16 protein-coding genes are annotated in these 17,564 nt (G+C 69.5%); 6 read left to right on the top strand and 10 right to left on the bottom strand.

Annotated features, from left to right (window positions below):
* The first annotated feature begins 51 nt into the window (after positions 1 to 51).
* The 3 genes from AC37TH_RS18325 to AC37TH_RS18315 are packed head-to-tail and all read left to right on the top strand — an operon-like array spanning position 52 to position 3,020.
* Entirely contained in the window at positions 52 to 1,377 is a 1,326-nt protein-coding gene (locus AC37TH_RS18325; protein ID WP_490765773.1) for a magnesium transporter MgtE N-terminal domain-containing protein, read from the top strand.
* Positions 1,364 to 1,888 carry a DUF1003 domain-containing protein gene (locus AC37TH_RS18320; RefSeq protein ID WP_490765772.1) on the top strand — a complete coding sequence of 175 codons (525 nt, stop codon included), beginning with the start codon at positions 1,364 to 1,366 and terminating at the stop codon, positions 1,886 to 1,888. The genes AC37TH_RS18325 and AC37TH_RS18320 overlap by 14 nt, the downstream gene beginning before the upstream one ends.
* Positions 1,881 to 3,020: an Mrp/NBP35 family ATP-binding protein gene (locus AC37TH_RS18315; RefSeq protein ID WP_490765771.1), complete on the top strand. Its 1,140-nt coding sequence runs from the start codon at positions 1,881 to 1,883 to the stop codon at positions 3,018 to 3,020. Before AC37TH_RS18320 ends, AC37TH_RS18315 begins: the two co-directional genes overlap by 8 nt.
* 42 nt (positions 3,021 to 3,062) lie before the next feature.
* Here AC37TH_RS18315 and AC37TH_RS18310 read toward each other — a convergent pair whose 3' ends face one another.
* From AC37TH_RS18310 to AC37TH_RS18300, 3 genes are read right to left on the bottom strand one after another with little or no spacing between them, the layout of a single operon-like run.
* Positions 3,063 to 4,556, bottom strand: a complete 1,494-nt coding sequence (locus tag AC37TH_RS18310; protein ID WP_490765770.1) for a pyridoxal phosphate-dependent decarboxylase family protein — start codon at positions 4,554 to 4,556, stop codon at positions 3,063 to 3,065.
* Positions 4,543 to 5,919, bottom strand: coding sequence for an MFS transporter (locus AC37TH_RS18305; RefSeq protein WP_490765769.1), 1,377 nt, complete (start codon positions 5,917 to 5,919; stop codon positions 4,543 to 4,545). The genes AC37TH_RS18310 and AC37TH_RS18305 overlap by 14 nt, the downstream gene beginning before the upstream one ends.
* Positions 5,920 to 5,959: 40 nt before the next feature.
* Positions 5,960 to 6,334, bottom strand: coding sequence for a twin-arginine translocase TatA/TatE family subunit (locus AC37TH_RS18300; RefSeq protein WP_490765768.1), 375 nt, complete (start codon positions 6,332 to 6,334; stop codon positions 5,960 to 5,962).
* 82 nt (positions 6,335 to 6,416) lie between these two features.
* On the opposite strand from AC37TH_RS18300, the gene AC37TH_RS18295 reads away from it, so the two are divergent.
* Positions 6,417 to 7,049, top strand: coding sequence for an O-methyltransferase (locus AC37TH_RS18295; RefSeq protein ID WP_490765767.1), 633 nt, complete (start codon positions 6,417 to 6,419; stop codon positions 7,047 to 7,049).
* Between the two features lie 76 nt (positions 7,050 to 7,125).
* Here the strand turns inward: AC37TH_RS18295 and AC37TH_RS18290 are convergent, their stop codons facing one another.
* The 3 genes from AC37TH_RS18290 to dapE form a co-directional block, all read right to left on the bottom strand.
* Positions 7,126 to 7,299, bottom strand: coding sequence for a DUF3117 domain-containing protein (locus tag AC37TH_RS18290; protein ID WP_490765766.1), 174 nt, complete (start codon positions 7,297 to 7,299; stop codon positions 7,126 to 7,128).
* Positions 7,300 to 7,391: 92 nt separating this feature from the next.
* Positions 7,392 to 8,630: a hypothetical protein gene (locus tag AC37TH_RS18285; RefSeq protein WP_490765765.1), complete on the bottom strand. Its 1,239-nt coding sequence runs from the start codon at positions 8,628 to 8,630 to the stop codon at positions 7,392 to 7,394.
* On the bottom strand, positions 8,614 to 9,696 hold the full coding sequence (gene dapE, locus AC37TH_RS18280) for a succinyl-diaminopimelate desuccinylase (RefSeq protein ID WP_490765764.1): 1,083 nt from the start codon (positions 9,694 to 9,696) through the stop codon (positions 8,614 to 8,616). The genes AC37TH_RS18285 and dapE overlap by 17 nt, the downstream gene beginning before the upstream one ends.
* 17 nt (positions 9,697 to 9,713) lie before the next feature.
* Here dapE and dapD point away from each other — a divergent pair, with 17 nt between their 5' ends.
* Positions 9,714 to 10,703: a 2,3,4,5-tetrahydropyridine-2,6-dicarboxylate N-succinyltransferase gene (gene dapD / locus AC37TH_RS18275; RefSeq protein WP_490765763.1), complete on the top strand. Its 990-nt coding sequence runs from the start codon at positions 9,714 to 9,716 to the stop codon at positions 10,701 to 10,703.
* Positions 10,704 to 10,717: 14 nt separating this feature from the next.
* Here the strand turns inward: dapD and AC37TH_RS18270 are convergent, their stop codons facing one another.
* Genes AC37TH_RS18270 through pdhA form a run of 3 tightly spaced genes read right to left on the bottom strand, consistent with a single transcriptional unit; the run spans position 10,718 to position 14,201 of the window.
* Positions 10,718 to 12,079, bottom strand: a complete 1,362-nt coding sequence (locus tag AC37TH_RS18270) for a dihydrolipoamide acetyltransferase family protein (protein ID WP_490765762.1) — start codon at positions 12,077 to 12,079, stop codon at positions 10,718 to 10,720.
* The gene (locus AC37TH_RS18265; protein ID WP_490765761.1) at positions 12,076 to 13,089 is read right to left on the bottom strand and encodes an alpha-ketoacid dehydrogenase subunit beta; all 1,014 of its coding nucleotides are present in this window, start codon (positions 13,087 to 13,089) and stop codon (positions 12,076 to 12,078) included. The genes AC37TH_RS18270 and AC37TH_RS18265 overlap by 4 nt, the downstream gene beginning before the upstream one ends.
* Complete coding sequence (pdhA, locus tag AC37TH_RS18260) at positions 13,086 to 14,201, bottom strand: pyruvate dehydrogenase (acetyl-transferring) E1 component subunit alpha (RefSeq protein WP_490766091.1); 1,116 nt, start codon at positions 14,199 to 14,201, stop codon at positions 13,086 to 13,088. The genes AC37TH_RS18265 and pdhA overlap by 4 nt, the downstream gene beginning before the upstream one ends.
* Positions 14,202 to 14,435: 234 nt before the next feature.
* Between pdhA and AC37TH_RS18255 the strand changes: the two genes are divergently transcribed.
* Complete coding sequence (locus AC37TH_RS18255; protein ID WP_490765760.1) at positions 14,436 to 14,906, top strand: Lrp/AsnC family transcriptional regulator; 471 nt, start codon at positions 14,436 to 14,438, stop codon at positions 14,904 to 14,906.
* 173 nt (positions 14,907 to 15,079) lie between these two features.
* Here AC37TH_RS18255 and AC37TH_RS18250 read toward each other — a convergent pair whose 3' ends face one another.
* Entirely contained in the window at positions 15,080 to 17,380 is a 2,301-nt protein-coding gene (locus AC37TH_RS18250; protein ID WP_490765759.1) for a polyribonucleotide nucleotidyltransferase, read from the bottom strand.
* Positions 17,381 to 17,564 lie beyond the last annotated feature (184 nt).

Raw genomic sequence — 17,564 nt, 5'->3', positions numbered from 1 at the left:
ATTCTTCCATCCGCAGCGTTCGTACGCTTTGAGGGCTTAAAGTTATTACATGTGAGTGCCACCAGAGTCTTCGTCGCCCGTTTGGCAGGGTGCACCGTTTTCGACCCGGTCGGCGACCGGGTCGGCAAGGTGCGCGACGTCCTGGTGGTGTACCGAAAAAGCGATCCGCCGCGCGTCGTCGGCCTGATCGTCGAGATCCCCGGCAAGCGCAGGGTGTTCGTGTCGATCGGTCGCGTGACCAGCATCGGCAGCGGCCAGATCATCACCACCGGACTCATCAACGTGCGCAGGTTCGAGCAGCGCGGGGGCGAGGTGCGCGTGATCGCCGAGATGCTCGGCCGCCGCGTGCTGTTCGCCGACGGCTCGGGCGAAGCGACCATCGAGGATGTGGCGATCGAGGAGTCGTCGACCGGAGAGTGGGCGATCAGCCAGCTCTTCGTACGGAGGCCGAAGACCGGCTCGTCGCCGTTCGGCAAGGGGCCGACCACGTTCGCCAACTGGAACGAGGTGCGCGAGAAGCAAACCGGCGGCGAGGCGCAGTCCGCCGAACAGCTGATCGCCACGTATTCGGAGCTGAAGCCGGCCGACCTGGCGAACACCCTGCTCGACCTTCCCCAACAGCGGATGCTCGAGGTCGCGGAGGAGCTGCCGGACGACCGCCTCGCCGACGTGCTGGAGGAGATGCCGGAGAGCGAGCAGGTGCAGATCCTCGCCCAGCTCGATGACGACCGTGCGGCCGACGTGCTCGACCAGATGGAGCCGGACGACGCCGCCGACCTCATCGCCCAGCTCTCCGACGAGCGCGGCGAGCATCTGCTGGAGTTGATGCAGCCGGAGGAGGCGGAGGACGTGCGCATGCTCCTCACCTACGCGCCGGACACCGCCGGCGGCCTGATGACCACCGAGCCGATTATCGTTTCGGCCGACGCCACCGTCGCGGAGGGCCTGGCCCTAATCAGGAGGCACGAACTCGCGCCCGCCCTGGGGGCGGCCGTCTGCGTCACCCTGCCGCCGTACGAGGCGCCGACCGGGCGCTTCCTCGGCGTCGTGCACTTCCAGCGGATGCTGCGCTACCCGCCGCACGTTCGCCTCGGCACCCTGCTCGACCCGAGCCTCGAACCGGTGACCGCCGAGACCTCGGCCGCCGAGGTGTCGCGCATCCTGGCCAGCTACAACCTGGTCTCCGTCCCCGTCGTGGACGACAACCACCGACTGGTCGGGGTGGTGACCATTGACGACATCCTCGACTATCTGCTGCCCGACGACTGGCGAAGTCACGACGACGAAGACGAGCCCGTGAAACGCGCGCCCGTCTCCGATGAGACCGGCAGTATCCGCATTGTGAACGGAAGGAGGGGCGGCAATGGCACGAGGTAAGCAGGACACCAGACTGGATGCGCCGAAGGGCCTCCGCACCACCGTCATCCCCCGCCGCGGCGGAACCGTCGGAAACAACGACCGCTTCGGCCGCTTCACCGAGCTGATCGCCCGCGGGATGGGCACCCCGTGGTTCATCCTCGGCCTCACGGTCTTCGTGGTGTTCTGGATGGCCTGGAACACGCTGGCGCCGGTCGCCTGGCGGTTCGACTCGATCGCGCTCGGCTTCATCGCGCTGACCCTGGTGCTGTCGTTGCAGGCGTCGTATGCGGCACCGCTCATCCTGCTCGCCCAGAACAGGCAGGACGACCGCGACCGCGTGCAGATCGAGCAGGACAGGCAGCGCGCGGAGCGCAACCTGGCCGACACCGAATACCTGGCGCGCGAGGTCGTGGCGCTGCGGCTGGCGATCAAGGACATCGCGACCAAGGACTTCATCCGGGCGGAGCTGCGCGCACTGCTCGACGACCTCGACAAGCGCGAGGACGACGGCGAGCAGGCGCGTGTCTGAGCTGTCCGACACGGTCCGGCGCGCCCTCGATGGCGTGCTCGACCCGGAGATCCGCAAGCCCATCACCGAGCTGGACATGGTGGGCGACGTCGCCGTCGACTCCTCCGGGCACGCGACGGTCGGCGTGAAGCTGACTATCGTCGGCTGCCCGGCCGCCGACACGATCGAGCGGGATGTGCGCATCGCGACCGCGAGCGTGTCCGGGGTCACCGATGTCACGGTCGACGTCTCCGTGATGTCGAAGGAGGAGCGCAGGGCGCTCACCGAGAAGCTCCGCGGCGGACGTGCAGCCAGGGCCCAGCAGTTCGGGCCGGACTCGCTCACCCGCGTGTACGCGATCACCAGCGGCAAGGGCGGCGTCGGCAAGTCCACCGTCACGGCCAACCTCGCTGTCGCCCTCGCTGAGCGCGGACTCAGGGTGGGCATCGTCGACGCCGACGTTCACGGCTTCTCGATCCCGGGCATCCTGGGCCTCACCGACGCCGACGGGGTCGCGCAGCGCCCGACCAGAGTCGATGACATGATCCTGCCGCCGGTCGCCTACGGCGTGAAGGTCGTGTCCATCGGGATGTTCGTGGACTCGCCGTCCGCCGCTGTCGCCTGGCGGGGGCCGATGCTGCACCGCACCATCCAGCAGTTCCTCGGCGACGTCTTCTTCGGCGACCTCGACGTGCTCCTCCTCGACCTGCCGCCCGGCACCGGCGACGTGGCCATCTCGGTCGGCCAGCTGCTGCCCAACGCCGAGGTGATCGTGGTGACCACCCCGCAGCCCGCTGCGGCCGACGTGGCGGAGCGCAGCGGCGTTCTCGCCCGCCAGACCGGCCAGAAGGTCATCGGCGTCATCGAGAACATGGCAGGGCTCCCCCAGCCGGACGGCACGGTGCTCGACCTGTTCGGCAGCGGTGGTGGCGCCGAGGTGGCGCGCAGGCTCAGCGCCGGAGCAGACGACGTGCCGCTGCTCGCCTCTGTACCCCTGAGCATCCCGTTGCGGGCGGGCGGTGACAATGGGGCGCCCATCGTGGTCACCGATCCTGCCGATGCGGCGTCGGTCGCCATCCGCTCGGTCGCCGACCGTCTCGCCACGCGTGCGCGGGGGCTCTCCGGGCGCAAGCTCGGGATCTCGGTGATCTAGCGGCCCTCTCCGCTGGCTATCCGCTGGCTAACTCTCTGCCGGCTAACTCTCGGTCGGCTCCACGATCCGCGCGAGCAGTTCGATCAGCAGCCGCTCGGTCAGTGGGCGTGGCAGGGCCTCGATCAGCGCCAGGAACGGCGCGAGGTCGTCCGGCAGGCGCGCGCCGGAGGCGTCGTCGCTCGCCCCGGTGAGCCCGATCGCTTGCAGAACCCCCCAGGCGGACTCCGCGTCGAGCGGGCCGTCCGCCAGCCCGGGCGGCAGCGCGCCGAGGATGGCGGAGGGGTCGACGCGCGGCACCCCGCGCACCTCGTCGGCGGAGGCGCGCAGCGCGGCCTCCAGCTCGTCGACGCGCTCCTCGGTCACCGGCGTGATCGTCAGGTGGGTCGTGTGCGGAAGCCGTGTGCCATCCGGCTGCACGATCCCCGGCTGCAGCTGCAGGTGCCAGCCGCGCCTGCCCGCCCTGTCCGCCCAGTGGTGCGGGTCGACGCGACGCTCCGGCGGCACGGACTCGTCCGTGGCGACGGCCAGCAGCGGCCCGACCGGATCGCCGACGATCCGCAGGCCGTCGATGTCGCCGACGATGTCGGCCAGGGCCCTGGTCGCGCGGCGGCACGACTCCGCGAGTTCGGCGAAGCCGCGCGCCCCGAGCGCCTGGACGATCGCCCACGACGCAGCGAGGGCGCCCGCCGACTTGGAACCGAGCATCGTCGGGTTGACCACCGGATAGCCCGGCCATCCAGTGGTGGCGAAGTACTGCATCCGCTGCCGGTCGCGCCCGCGTTGCAGCAGCACGCTGGCGCCCTTCGGGGCGTAGCCGAACTTGTGCAGGTCCGCCGAGATGCTGGTGACCCCGGCCACCCGGAAGTCCCAGAGCGGCAGCGGCGAGCCGTCAGCCGCCCGCCAGAACGGCAGGATCCAGCCGCCGATGCACGCGTCGACATGGCAGGCGATGCCCGCGGCGTCGCAGGCGGCGGCCACCGCCTCGACCGGGTCGAGCGCCGCGAGCGGATAGCCAGGGGCGGAGACGACGACGAATGCGACGTCCGGCCCGAGCCTGTCGATGATCGCTTCCGGGTCCACCACGCCGGTCTCCGGATGCACGGAGACCAGTTCCAGCTCCACGTCGAAGTAGTGCGCGGCCTTCTGGAACGCCGCGTGCACCGTGACAGGGGCGACCATGCGCGCCCGCCCGGTGCCGCCTGCCGCGCGCCAGACGTCGCGCGCCGTCTTCACCGCGAGGAGGCACGATTCCGTGCCTCCCGAGGTGACCGAGCCCACTACGTCGTCCGAACCGTGCAGCAACTCCCTGGCGAAGCCGAGCACCTCCCGCTCCATCACAGCCACCGAGGTGAACGTGGTCGGGTCGAGCCCGTTCACCGGCTGCACGAGCCGCATCGCCTGCGCGGCGAGCTCGTCCACCTCCGCCAAGCCGGAGTCGTAGACGTAGCTCAGCACCCGTCCGCCGTGCGTCGGGGCGTCGGCGGCCCTGAGCGCGGCGAGCCGCCCCAGGATCGCCGCAGAGTCAAACGCGACCATCGATGTCCTCCTTGCGCAGGCCGTACCGGGAGAGCGGGATGAGGCTGAACGCCACGATCGCCGCCGGGACGATGCTGAATCCGATCACGATGCCGACGACGGCGCTCGCGGGCTGCGACGCGGACACGGCTGCGGAGTCCGTCATCGAGCGGGTGACGTATCCGGTGGCGGCCAGGATGATCGTCAGCACGGTCGCGCCGAGCGCCATCCCCGTGGTCTCCCCCGCCGTCCACATCCCGCCGAAAGTCCCTGCACGCCCCGGGCCGTTGCGCGTCGCATCGTGCGAGATCACGTCGGGCAGCATCGCCATCGGCAGCGACTGCATCCCGGCGTATCCTGCACCGACCAGCGCGACCGGCGCATACACCCAGGCGCCGGGGAACCAGATCAGCAGCAGCATCGACAGCGACGCCACCCCGAACAGGATGCTGGCCAGCAGGAAGCCGCGCTCCTTGCCGATCCGCCGCGAGACGACGCCCCACACCGGCGTCACGATCAGGGCCGGTCCGATCAACGCGACGAACAGGAACGTCACCGCGTCTTCGGAGTGCAGCACCCAGGTGGCCACGTAGTTGGCCCCCGCGAGCATCAGCCCGGTCGCGAGCCCTTGCAGCAGGAAGGTCAGGAGCAGCGCCCGGAACGGCTGGCTGTCCCGGAGTGCCCGGACGCCGGCCGCGTAGTTCGTGCGCAGCGTCGTGACGATGCCCACCTTCGGAGGAACGACCGTCGCGGCCGGGCCGCGGGGCGCGACGAACGCCGACACGAGCATCCCGGCGCCGATCACGACGCCTGCCACGAGCGCCATCAGGAAGTATCCGGCGAACTGGTTGTCGCCGCCGAGCGAGCGCAGCGCAGGGCCGCCAGCCCCGAACAACAGGATCGCGAAGGTGAGCACGACGACGCGCCAGGTCAGCAGCCTGGTCCGCTGGTCGTAACCGGACGCCAGCTCGGCCGGAAGAGCGATGTACGGCACCTGGAACAGGCTGAAGGCGGTCGCCGTGAGCAGGAACGCCACGAACACCCACCCCGCCGCCAACGGCTGCGACATGCCGCCCGGCACGGCGAAGGTCAGCAGGAAGAACACCGGGAGCGACACCGCGCCCAGCACCATCATCGGGCGGCGCGAACCGGACACCGCGAGCATCCGGTCGGAGCGCGCGCCGATCACCGGGTCGATCACCACGTCCCACACTTTGGCGAGCGTCACCACGATGCCCGCGACGATCGCGGCGACTCCGAGCGTGTCCGTCAGGTAGTAGACGAGGACGAGACCGGGAAGGGTGGAGAAGCCGCCTGTGCCCAGTGAGCCGACGGCGTAGCGGGTGACGGTCGCGCGCGCGACCGTCTGCTCCGTTGCGATCATTCCCGCATCGTATTGGATGCGGGCGGTGGATGGAGACCGCTTACGTGGATTCGCTGTCGAACGGCGGAACGGCGCCGGCCTCCAGCTTGCGCTTGTGCTGCAGGTACGCGGACTCGGTGACCGGTTTGATGCTGCTCTCGGTCGCCACGGAGGCGGCAGCGGGGTCGTCGAGGAGGGCCTCACGGATGATCCGGCGCGGGTCGTACTGGCGCGGATCGAGCTTCTTCCAGTCGACCTCGTCGAACTCCGGGCCCATCTCGTCGCGCATCCTGGACTTGGCGCCGTTGGCGAAATCGCGGAGCGACCTGGTGAACTTGCCCAGCTTCGCGGCGTAGGTGGGCAGGCGTTCGGGGCCCAGCAGGAAGGCGGCAATCACCGCCACGATGAGCAACTTGTCGAAAGTCAGACCGAACACAGCAGCAAGAGTATCGCGGTCGCGCCTCCGGTATTGCTGTGCGTCATGGCCGTATCCTGAAACGGAGAGCATCGGGAGCACTGTGTCTGACAAAGATTCGAATTGGAAGTTCGCGGACGACGTCATCGTCGAGAGCGAAGTGATCGCGCGCGCCCGCCAGCAGTCGCTCGAACTGGGCATCGAGCCGATCGCGCCGAGCATCGGTGCGCAGGCGGCGATCGTGGTCGCGGCGACGGCGGCGGAGAGCATCGTCGAGATCGGAACGGGAGTCGGCGTCTCCGGGCTGTGGCTGCTCACCGGCGGCGCTGAGGCGCAGCTCACGTCGATCGACTCCGAGGTCGACCACCAGCAGCACGCGCGCGGCTTCTTCACCGAGGCGGGCATCGCGGCCAACCGGGTGCGCCTCATCACCGGCAGGGCACTGGATGTGCTCCCCCGGATGAACGAGAACTCTTACGACATCGTCTTCGTCGACGCCGACCCCGCCTCCGTGATCGAGTACGTCGAACATGGTCTGCGCCTCGCGCGGCCCGGCGGCACCGTCCTCGTCGCGCACGCGCTGTGGAAGGGCCGCGTCTCCGACCCCGCCGCCCGTGACGATGTCGCGACGGGCTTCCGCACCCTCATCACCGAGACCGCGGCCTCCGGTGCCGTCATCGCCGCCCTCTCCCCTGCCGGCGACGGGCTCCTGCAGCTCACCAAGCTCACCCCGTAACCCAGGCGTCAGCGCAGCCGGAAACCCAGAACGGGCCCCCGAAGGGGCCCGTTCGTCGGGTATTCGTACGTGTGCGCTAGGAGGAAGTCACGACGCTCGCGAGAGCATCGTGAAGTTCTTTGGCTTCCGCGTCGTTGACGGAGACGACGAGCCGTCCCCCACCTTCGAGCGGCACCCGCACGATGATGAGCCGACCCTCCTTCACAGCCTCCATTGGCCCGTCCCCGGTCCTCGGCTTCATGGCCGCCATGCAGCTCCCCTTTCGTGGATGTAAGTCCATTATCTGTCATCGGGGCTGGCGGGTGGAAATCGAATCCACCCTCGTTCGGGGCCGGACCCCGATCACGGCGGCGACCAGTCGGCTCCGTCGACACCCCACGCGATGGCCAGCCAGCCCACCTGCAACGCCACGAACAGCACCACGAGCCCCACCCGGTAGACCCTGCTGCGGGGTAGCGCGAGCGCTCCGAGCAGCGGGAACAGCGGCATCAGCAGCCGGAACGTGCTCGACTGCGGGAAGAAAACGGCGAGCAGGTAGAGCGCGTACGCCACGATCCAGAACCGCAGGTCGACGCCCAGCCTGCGGACGGCGGGCGAGAACAGCGTGATCGCGAACAGGGCGAGCAGGACCACCAGCACCACGATGCCCAGCCAGCCAGGGAGCCCGAGCATGGCGTTCGACCACCAGTACGCGCCCTGGAACCACGAGCTGAACGGCACGAGGTGCGTGTACCCGATGTACGGAGCGCGCCAGGCGAGTTCCGTGTCGGTGTACGCCGTGATCGAGCCGGTCGCCAGCGCGGCGATCGCGGGCCACGCCAGCCCCGCGATCCCGCTGAACACCGCCAGCGACACACTCAGGATGCGGTCCCGCACCGGGAAGGGGTCGCGTCCGCGCACCACCCAGCGGTAGATCACGTGCATCCCGAGTGCCAGCGCGAACGCGAGCCCGCTCGGCCTGGTGAACGCCATCACCGTCACCACGGGGAACAGCCAGCCGTACCGGCGCTCCACCAGGAGCAGCAGCGCGGTGGCGAGCAGCAGGAGGTACAGGGACTCCGCGTATGCCAGCTGGAACAGCGGGGACACCGGGGAGACACAGAACAGCACCACGGCGAACAGGCTGGTCGACGCCGACAGGCCGACCCGCAGCATCAGCCGGTAGAAAACCAGCGCCGCCCCGGCCCCGCAGAGCACAGAGACCGTGACCGCGGCCGGCGCCCACGGCATCCTGGTCAGGAACATGACCACGTCGACCAGCCCGGGATAGCCGGGCATGAACGCCCAGGCGTTCTCGGTGACGTGGATGCCGTCCACGCTCGGCAGCGCGGACGGATAGCCGGAGACGGCGACGATGTTGTACCAGACGCCGTCCCAGATCGTCGCGAACGAGAAGTAGTCCGGATGCGCGCCCGTCCACGGGTTCTGCCCCTGGACGCTCGCGAAGATCAGCAGCAGGACGGTCGAGACGACCCTGCTGGCGACGTAGACGGCGAGCACGCGCACCCACCACAGCCCCCACGGGCGCCGGAAGCCGCTCGCCTGCTGCGGCGGCGCCTCCAGGTCAGCGGCGGGGAGCACCGGTGAGCCAGGAGCGGAGTCCCGCCTCGACGGCGGTGATCTGGTCGACCGCGACGCGCTCGTCGTCCGCGTGCGCCTTCAGAGGGTCGCCAGGGCCGTAGTTGACGGCGGGGACGCCCATCGCGCTGAACCGTGCGACGTCCGTCCAGCCGTACTTGGGCTTGGCCACCCCGCCGACCGCAGCGAGGAACTCTTGCGCGAGCGGCGCATCCAGGCCGGGGCGAGCGCCGTCCGCGCGGTCGACCACGGTGATCTCGTAGTCGCCGAACAGTTCGTGCATGTGCTCGATGGCCTCCGCGGAGCTGCGGGACGGCGCGAAGCGGTAGTTGATGTGCACCATGCACTCGTCCGGGATGATGTTGCCTGCGACCCCGCCGGTGATGCCGACGGCGTTGAGGCCCTCCCGGTACACCAGGCCGTCGACCTCGACGTCGCGCGCCTGATACGCCGCCAGCGTGTCCAGGATCGGCGTTGCCTTGTGGATGGCGTTGTCGCCGATCCAGCCGCGTGCGGAATGCGCCCGCAGCCCGTAGGTGCGGACCTCGACGCGGAGGTTGCCGTTGCAGCCGCCCTCGACGACGCCGTTGCTCGGCTCACCGAGGATGGCGAAGTCGCCCTCGAACAGGTCTGGCCGGTTGCGGGCGAGGCGGCCGAGGCCGTTGAGCTCGGCGGAGACCTCTTCGTGGTCGTACCACATCCAGGTGATGTCGATGGCGGGATCGGTGAGCTCTGCGGCGAGCTTGAGCTGCACGGCGGTGCCGGACTTCATGTCGACCGTTCCCCGCCCCCAGAGGTATTCGATGCCGTCGATCGTCTCGAAGCGGGTCGGCAGGTTGTCGTTCAGTGGGACCGTGTCGATGTGCCCGGCGATGACGGCACGGCGACCCCGGCCGAGGTTCGTGCGGGCGACGACCGTGTCGCCGTCGCGGATGATCTCCAGATGGCCGAGTCCGCTGAGCGCCTCCACGATGGCGTCGGCCAGCTCCTTCTCGTTGCCGGACACCGACTCGATGTCGCAGATCTGGCGGGTGATGTCGATGGACGAGGCGCTGAGGTCGAGAGGCACCCTACTAATCTAGAGCCATGCCCTCCGACGTTTCCTCCGAATCCGCCGCGCCCGCATCCCCTCGCACCGCCTGGGGCTATGGCCTCGCGACCGTCGCGGGAGACGGAACCGTGCTCGACACCTGGTTCCCTGAGCCACGTCTCGGTTCCCTCCCGGCAGGGCGCGACCGCTGGATCGCCCCGGCCGAGTTCGAGGCGCTGGCCGTCGAGGACGCCCGCCGCAATGTGCGCGTCGACGTCGTGACCGTCGAGATCGACCTGGATGCCGCTCCAGCCTCCACTCCGGATGCGTACCTCCGCCTGCACCTGCTCTCGCACCTGCTCGTCCGGCCGAACAGCATCAACCTCGACGGCGTCTTCTCGCACCTGCCGATCGTCACCTGGACCAACGCGGGCCCGGTGCACCCGGCCGACTTCTCCCGCCTCCGGCCGACGCTGCAGCGCGCGGGCATCCACGTGACGGGCGTCGACAAGTTCCCCCGCCTGCTCGACTACGTCACCCCCGACCGCGTGCGCATCGCCGACGCGTCGCGCGTGCGGCTCGGCGCGCACCTCGCCCCCGGCACCACGGTGATGCACGAGGGCTTCGTGAACTTCAACGCCGGAACGCTGGGCGTGTCCATGGTCGAGGGCCGCATCTCGCAGGGCGTCGTTGTCGGAGACGGCTCCGACATCGGCGGCGGCGCGTCCATCATGGGCACCCTGAGCGGCGGCGGAACCCAGCGCGTCGCCATCGGCGAGCGCGCGCTCCTCGGTGCGAACTCCGGCATCGGCATCTCGATCGGAGACGACTCGGTCGTCGAGGCCGGGCTGTACGTGACGGCAGGCACGAAGGTCGTGCTCGTCGGCGACGCCCCGACCGCCGACGGCGCACCGCGCACGGTCAAGGCGGTCGAGCTGTCCGGCGTCTCCGGACTGCTGTTCCGCCGCAACTCGCTCACGGGCGCCGTCGAGGTGCTCCGTCGTGCGGGCGGCGGCATCGAACTGAACGCCGCCCTGCACGCGTAGCCGGGAGTTCCTGCTCAGACCATCGCGATGACGGAGGCGGGGTCGGCGACGATCCTGCCGATGTCGGCGATGAACCTGGCCGCCTGCTCTCCGTCGATCATCCGGTGGTCGAACGACAGCGCCAGCGTCAGCACGTCGCGAAGCGCAACCTCCCCGTGGTACTCCCACGGCTGACGCCGCACGGCGCCGACCGCGAGGATCGCGGCCTCCCCCGGCGTGACGATCGGCGTTCCGGCGTCGATCCCGAACACGCCGACGTTCGTGATCGTGATGGTCCCGCCCGTCATGCTCTCCGGTGTCGTGCGTCCGGCGCGCGCCGTCTCCGCCAGGCTCCGGATGCTCGCGGCCAGGTCGCCGAGGCCGAGAGCGTCCGCGTCCCGGATCGTCGGCACCACCAGCCCGCGCGGGGTCGCCGCGGCGATCCCGAGGCTGACGTAGCCGAACTGCACGATCTCCTGGGCGGCCTCGTCCCAGCGGGCGTTGACCTCCGGGGTCCGGCGGACGGCGATGCAGAGCGCCTTCGCGATCACGGTCAGCAGGCCGGGCCGACGCTCCTGGGGCTCGGACGCGCGGAGGCGGCCGATCAGTTCCATGGTGGGAGTGGCGTCGACGGTGAGGAAGACCGTGGCCTGCGGTGCGGTGAAGGCACTGCGGACCATCGCGTCGGCCGTCGCCTTGCGAACGCCCTTGATCGGGATGCGCGTCTCGCGGGGCCGGGCTGGCTGCGCGGACGGCGCTGGCTGCGCTGTTGGCGCAGTCGGTTCGGTCGGTGCCGCGTCGTCCAGGAACGCCTCGACGTCGTGGCGTGTGACCAGCCCGCGCTCCCCTGTCCCGGCGATGCGCGCGAGGTCGATCCCGCGCTCCCGTGCCAGCTTGCGGACCGGTGGCGTCGCCCGAGGCCGATCGCCGACGACCGTGGCTGCGGCGACCGGGGCTGCGGCGACCGGGGCTGCGGCGACCGGGGCTGCGGCGACCGGCTCGGCCGTCTCCACGACCGGTTCGGCAACACCGACTCCGGGACGAGCCCGTCGTCGCGGGCGATCGGTCGAGTCCGCCTTCGCCCCGTACCCGACGAGGTTCGGCTCCGGCGCGTCGGCGGGAACCGCATCCGGTGTCGGAGCAGCCTCCTCCGCACCGCCGACCTCGAACGCCACGATCCGCTCGCCCACCGAGACGGTCACTCCCGGCTCGACGAACAGCTGCGACACCCGTCCCTCATACGGTGCAGGAAGCTCGACCAGCGCCTTGGCGGTCTCCACCTCCGCGATGATCTGGTTCAGCTGCACCGTGTCGCCGACGGCGACCTTCCAGCTGACCAGTTCTGACTCCGTCAGGCCCTCACCCAGATCCGGCAGGGCGAACTCCCTGACCGTCACAGCTCCTCCACCCCGGTGAGCGAGTTCGGGCGGTCCATCGCACGGTCCACGCCGTCCAGGATGCGGTCGAGGTCCGGCAGGTGGGCCCCCTCCAGCTTCGCGGCGGGGTACGGGATGTCGTGGCCGGTCACGCGCACCGGCGCGTGCTCCAGGTAGTAGAAGCAGCGCTCGGTGATGGACGCGGCGATCTCCGCCCCCATCCCTCCGGACAGCGCGGCCTCGTGCGAGATCACCAGGCGGCCGGTCTTCCGCACGGACTCGGCGACCGTGTCGACGTCGAGCGGCGACAGGGAGCGCAGGTCGATCACCTCGACGGACAGGCCGTCGTCGGAGGCCGCTGCTGCCGCATCCCGGGCGGTCTGCACCAGGCCGCCATAGGTGACCAGCGTCACGTCGCTGCCCTCGGCCACGACGCGCGCCGTCCCCATCGGGCGGGCGTCCGCGAGGGCCGCGGTCTCGTCGATCTCGCCCTTCACGTGGTAGCGGCGCTTCGGCTCGAAATACAGCACGGGGTCGTCGGAGGCGATGGCCTGCTGAATGAGCGTGTACGCGTCCTCCGGGCTCGACGGGCTCACCACGCGCAACCCCGCCGCGTGGGCGAAGTACGCCTCCGGAGAGTCTGAGTGGTGCTCCGCCGCCCCGATGCCGCCCGCGAACGGCACGCGGATGGTGATCGGCATCCGCACAGCGCCCGCCGTGCGGTAGTGCATCCGCGCCACCTGGCTCACGATCTGGTCGAACGCCGGGTAGATGAAGCCGTCGAACTGGATCTCGACCACCGGGCGGTAGCCGCGGTACGCCATGCCGACCGCCGTGCCCAGGATGCCGGACTCGGCCAGCGGGGAGTCCATCACGCGGCGGGGCCCGAACTCGGTCTGCAACCCGTCCGTGACGCGGTACACGCCGCCGAGGGTTCCGATGTCCTCGCCCATCAGGACCACGTGCTCGTCGTCTGCCAGCGCCTTGCGGAGTCCCGCGTTGATGGCTTTCGCCATCGTGAGTGTCGTCATCGTCCATCGCCTCCGACGAAGGTTCTGAGGTAGCGCGAGTAGTGGTCGCGCTGGCGTGCGATGCCGGTGTGCGCCTCGGCGTACACGTTGTCGAACACGGTCATCGGGTCGGGATCGGGGAGGGAGACGCAGCCGGCCCGCAGCTCGGCGGCGACGGCGTCCGCCTTCGCAGCGACCTGCTCCTCGCGATCGGGGCCCAGGGCGCCCTGGCTGCTCAGGTATGCGCCGACACGGGCGATCGGGTCCTTCACCTTCCACTGCTCAAGCTCGGCAGGGTCGCGGTAACGAGTGGGGTCGTCCGCGGTGGTGTGCGGGCCCATCCGGTATGTGACGGCCTCGATGAACGTCGGTCCTCCACCCGAACGGGCGCGCTCCAGGGCGGAGCGCATCACTGCGAGCACCGCGAGCACGTCGTTGCCGTCCACCCGCACGCTCGGGATGCCGAAGCCGGGCGCGCGCTCGGCGATCGGCCGCTGCGCCTGCAGCGACACGGGCTCGGAGATCGCGTACTGGTTGTTCTGGCAGAAGAAGATGACGGGAGCGGCATACGTCGCGGCGAAGATCATCGCCTCGTTCACGTCGCCCTCGCTCGTCGCGCCGTCGCCGAAGTACGCGACGGCGACCGCGTCGGTGCCGTCGGCCTGGATGCCGAGTGCGTAACCGGTGGCGTGCAGGGTCTGCGCGCCGATGATCACCTGCGGGGTGGCCATGTTGATGTCGTACGGGTTCCAGCCGGACTGCGCCGTGCCGCGCCAGACGCGCACGAGGTCGGTGAGCTGGGCGCCGCGGCAGTACGCGACGCCGTTCTCGCGGTAGCTGGAGAAGACGAAGTCGTCGGAGCGGAGCGCACGGCCCGAGCCGATCTGGGCGGCCTCCTGGCCGAGCAGCGGCGGCCACAGCCCCAGCTCGCCCTGACGCTGCAGGGCTGTCGCCTCTGTGTCGATGCGGCGGATGACGACCATGTCCTCGTAGAACGACAGGAGCTGGTCGTCGCCGATGTCGGAGATCCACGCGTCGTACCGGTCGTCGCTCAACTTCGTCCCGTCGGGAGTCAGGAGCTGCACGGTGTCGATGCCGCCGAGCCGCAGCTCGCCGAGGTGCACATCGTCCATCCGACCGTCGTCGTCGGACATCCGGATGTCAGGCTGATTGTCGATCGTCACGGTTCACGCAACCTTCACTCTCGCGCCCGGTCATCGCACTTGTGGCGCGGTCGACCGGCTTCCGGCCCCTTTGCCGGAATTACCCGGAACGTTACGCTTTCGGATCACCCCGCACAACCATCGGCGTGTCGACCGTGCATCCTGCACTATTCGGGCGTGTCGCCGCGTGCTAGCTTTCACACTATGCGCACTATCGACAGCACCGACCGACGCATCCTGGTCGCCATCACAGAAGACCCTCGAGCGACGAACGTGACGCTCGCCGACCGGCTCGGGCTGAGCCGCAACACGGTGCAGACGCGGGTGGCCGAATTGGAGCGCTCCGGCGTCTTTCTGTCGTTCGATCGGCGGATCAGCGCGCACGCCGCCGGCTACCCGCTCGCGGCGTTCGTGACCGTGCACGTGCACCAGCAGAAGCTGGCGACGATCGTCGAGCAACTGGCCACGATCCCCGAAATCGTGTCGGCGCACGGCCTCTCCGGGCCGTCCGACCTGCTGGTGCGTGTGGTCTGCACCGACGCGGAGGACCTCTTCCGCATCACCGGCGCCATCCAGGCCGCCGACGGCGTCGAGCGCGCCGAGACCGCCCTCGACATGGGCGAGCTCATTCCATACCGCCTGCACCCCCTCCTCGCCCGCGACGCCACCAAGTAATCGAGTCGGGACTTATGCACGCGACACGCCGGCGTGTCGCGTGCATAAGTCCCGGCTCGATTGCTGGGGGACGCGGGGTGCGCGGGGACGGGCGGCGGGGACGGCGAAGGCCGCGCAGACGGAGTCTGCGCGGCCTTCGGGAACGGGCGGAAGCCCGGTCGGACTACTCGGGGCTACTCGCCTTCGGCGGGAGCCGCGGGGCCCTCGCTGGCGGCGTCGCGGCCGTGCGTGTCAGCCTCGTCGGCCTCGGCGAGGACCGGGGCGAGCGACAGCTTTCCGCGGTCGTCGATCTTGGTGATCTCCACCAGGATCTTCTGGCCGACGCCGAGCACGTCTTCGACGTTCTCGACACGCTTGCCACCGGCGAGCTTGCGCACCTCGGAGATGTGCAGCAGGCCGTCCTTGCCCGGGAGCAGCGACACGAACGCACCGAACGCGGCGATCTTGACGACGGTTCCGAGGAACTGCTCGCCGACCTCCGGGTTGGTGGGGTTCGCGATCGCGTTCACCTGGGCACGGGCTGCCTCGGCCGACGGACCGTCGACGGCGCCGATGTAGACGGTGCCGTCCTCCTCGATGGAGATGTCGGCGCCGGTCTCGTCCTGGATGGCGTTGATCGTCTTGCCCTTCGGGCCGATCAGCTCACCGATCTTGTCGACGGGGATCTGGACCGAGATCACGCGGGGCGCGGTCGGGGCCATCTCGTCCGGCTGGTCGATGGCGGCGTTCAGCACGCTCAGGATGGTCGTGCGAGCATCCTTCGCCTGCTTGAGCGCACCGGCCAGAACGGCGGAGGGGATGCCGTCGAGCTTGGTGTCGAGCTGGATCGCCGTGACGAACTCGCTCGTACCGGCGACCTTGAAGTCCATGTCGCCCAGCGCGTCCTCGGCACCGAGGATGTCGGTGAGGGCCGCGTAACGGGTCTCACCGTCGACGGTGTCGGAGATGAGGCCCATCGCGATGCCGGCGACCGGGGCGCGCAGCGGCACTCCGGCGTTCAGCAGCGACAGGGTGGAGGCGCAGACGGAGCCCATCGACGTGGAGCCGTTGGAGCTGAGCGCCTCGGACACCTGACGGATCGCGTAGGGGAACTCGTCGCGGCTCGGCAGCACCGGCACGAGGGCGCGCTCGGCGAGGAAGCCGTGCCCGATCTCGCGACGCTTCGGCGAACCGACACGGCCGGTCTCACCGGTCGAGTACGGCGGGAAGTTGTAGTGGTGCAGGTAGCGCTTCTTGGTGACAGGCGACAGAGAGTCGATCTGCTGCTCCATCTTGAGCATGTTCAGCGTGGTGACGCCCAGGATCTGGGTCTCGCCGCGCTGGAAGATCGCCGAACCGTGGACGCGCGGGATGACCTGCACCTCGGCGTCGAGCGGACGGATGTCGGTGAGGCCACGGCCGTCGATGCGGATGCCCTCGCGGAGGACGCGTCCGCGCATGACGACCTTGGAGACCGACTTGTACGCCGCCGAGAACTGCGTGAGCGTCTCTGCGGGGAGCACACCGGCTTCGACCTTCTCGGTCAGGGCGACCTTGACGCGGTCCTTGAGCGCGTCGTCGGCGCTCTGGCGCTCGATCTTGTCGGCGATCTGGTAGACGTTCACCAGCTCGTCGTATGCGAGGCCGGCGACGTTGTCGTAGGTCTCCTGCGAGTACGGCAGGAACACCGGGTAGTCGGCGATGGCCTTCGCGGCCTGCTCGGCGACGACGTTCTGCGCGGCGACGAGCTGCTTGAGGAACGGCTTCGCAGCCTCGAGGCCCTGGGCCACGACCTCTTCGCTCGGCTTGGTGGCGCCGGCCTGGATGAGGTTCCAGCTGCCTTCCGTGGCTTCGGCCTCGACCATCATGATCGCGACGTCTTCCTGGCCGTTCTTGTCCGTGATGACGCGACCGGCGACGACGATGTCGAAGACGGCCTCCTCCAGCTGCGAAGCCTTCGGGAACGCGATCCACTGGTCTTCTGCAGCACCGTTGCCCGGGATGAGCGCGAGGCGCACCGCGGCGATCGGGCCGCTGAACGGCAGGCCGGAGATCTGGGTGGACATGGACGCGGCGTTGATCGCGAGAGCGTCGTAGAACTCGTCAGGAGCGATGCTCAGGACGGTGATGACGATCTGGACCTCGTTGCGGAGTCCGTCGACGAACGACGGGCGCAGCGGCCGGTCGATCAGACGGCAGACCAGGATGGCCTCGGTGGACGGACGGCCTTCACGACGGAAGAACGAGCCGGGGATCTTGCCTGCTGCGTACGAACGCTCTTCGACGTCGACGGTCAGCGGGAAGAAGTCGAAGTTGTCCTTCGGGTGCTTGCTGGCGCTGGTCGCGCTCAGCAGCATGGTTTCCTCATCGAGGTAGGCGGCGACGGCGCCCTGTGCCTGCTGTGCGAGGCGTCCGGTTTCGAACCGGACCGTGCGGGTGCCGAAGCGTCCATTGTCCAGGACTGCTTCGGCGAACTTGATTTCGGGACCTTCCAAGAGGTCTTTCTCCTTTGTTTTACGTCGTCGCCCCGTATGGGCGGCGACTCCTCCATCGGAGCAGGGGAACAGGCAGATCGACACGGAAGTCCTCCGTGTACGTGCGGCTTCCTGCGCGCGGGACAGTATCCCGGCGCGGTTCTGTGCCCGTCTGGCCATCAGTAGAAATACACGGTTGCGCTGC

The organism is Leifsonia sp. McL0627 (genome assembly GCF_058244615.1).
The sequence above is the reverse complement of the archived record's forward strand: the minus strand, read 5'-3'. Positions and strand labels throughout refer to the sequence as shown.

What these genes read in the sequence shown, in the direction of transcription:
- AC37TH_RS18320 (WP_490765772.1), top strand. Translation starts at nt 1,364, where the DNA reads ATGGCACGAGGTAAGCAGGACACCAGACTGGATGCGCCGAAGGGCCTC.
- AC37TH_RS18310 (WP_490765770.1), bottom strand. Translation starts at nt 4,556, where the DNA reads ATGGTCGCGTTTGACTCTGCGGCGATCCTGGGGCGGCTCGCCGCGCTC.
- AC37TH_RS18305 (WP_490765769.1), bottom strand. Translation starts at nt 5,919, where the DNA reads ATGATCGCAACGGAGCAGACGGTCGCGCGCGCGACCGTCACCCGCTAC.
- AC37TH_RS18290 (WP_490765766.1), bottom strand. Translation starts at nt 7,299, where the DNA reads ATGGCGGCCATGAAGCCGAGGACCGGGGACGGGCCAATGGAGGCTGTG.
- dapD (WP_490765763.1), top strand. Translation starts at nt 9,714, where the DNA reads ATGCCCTCCGACGTTTCCTCCGAATCCGCCGCGCCCGCATCCCCTCGC.
- AC37TH_RS18265 (WP_490765761.1), bottom strand. Translation starts at nt 13,089, where the DNA reads ATGACGACACTCACGATGGCGAAAGCCATCAACGCGGGACTCCGCAAG.
- pdhA (WP_490766091.1), bottom strand. Translation starts at nt 14,201, where the DNA reads ATGGACGATGTGCACCTCGGCGAGCTGCGGCTCGGCGGCATCGACACC.
- AC37TH_RS18255 (WP_490765760.1), top strand. Translation starts at nt 14,436, where the DNA reads ATGCGCACTATCGACAGCACCGACCGACGCATCCTGGTCGCCATCACA.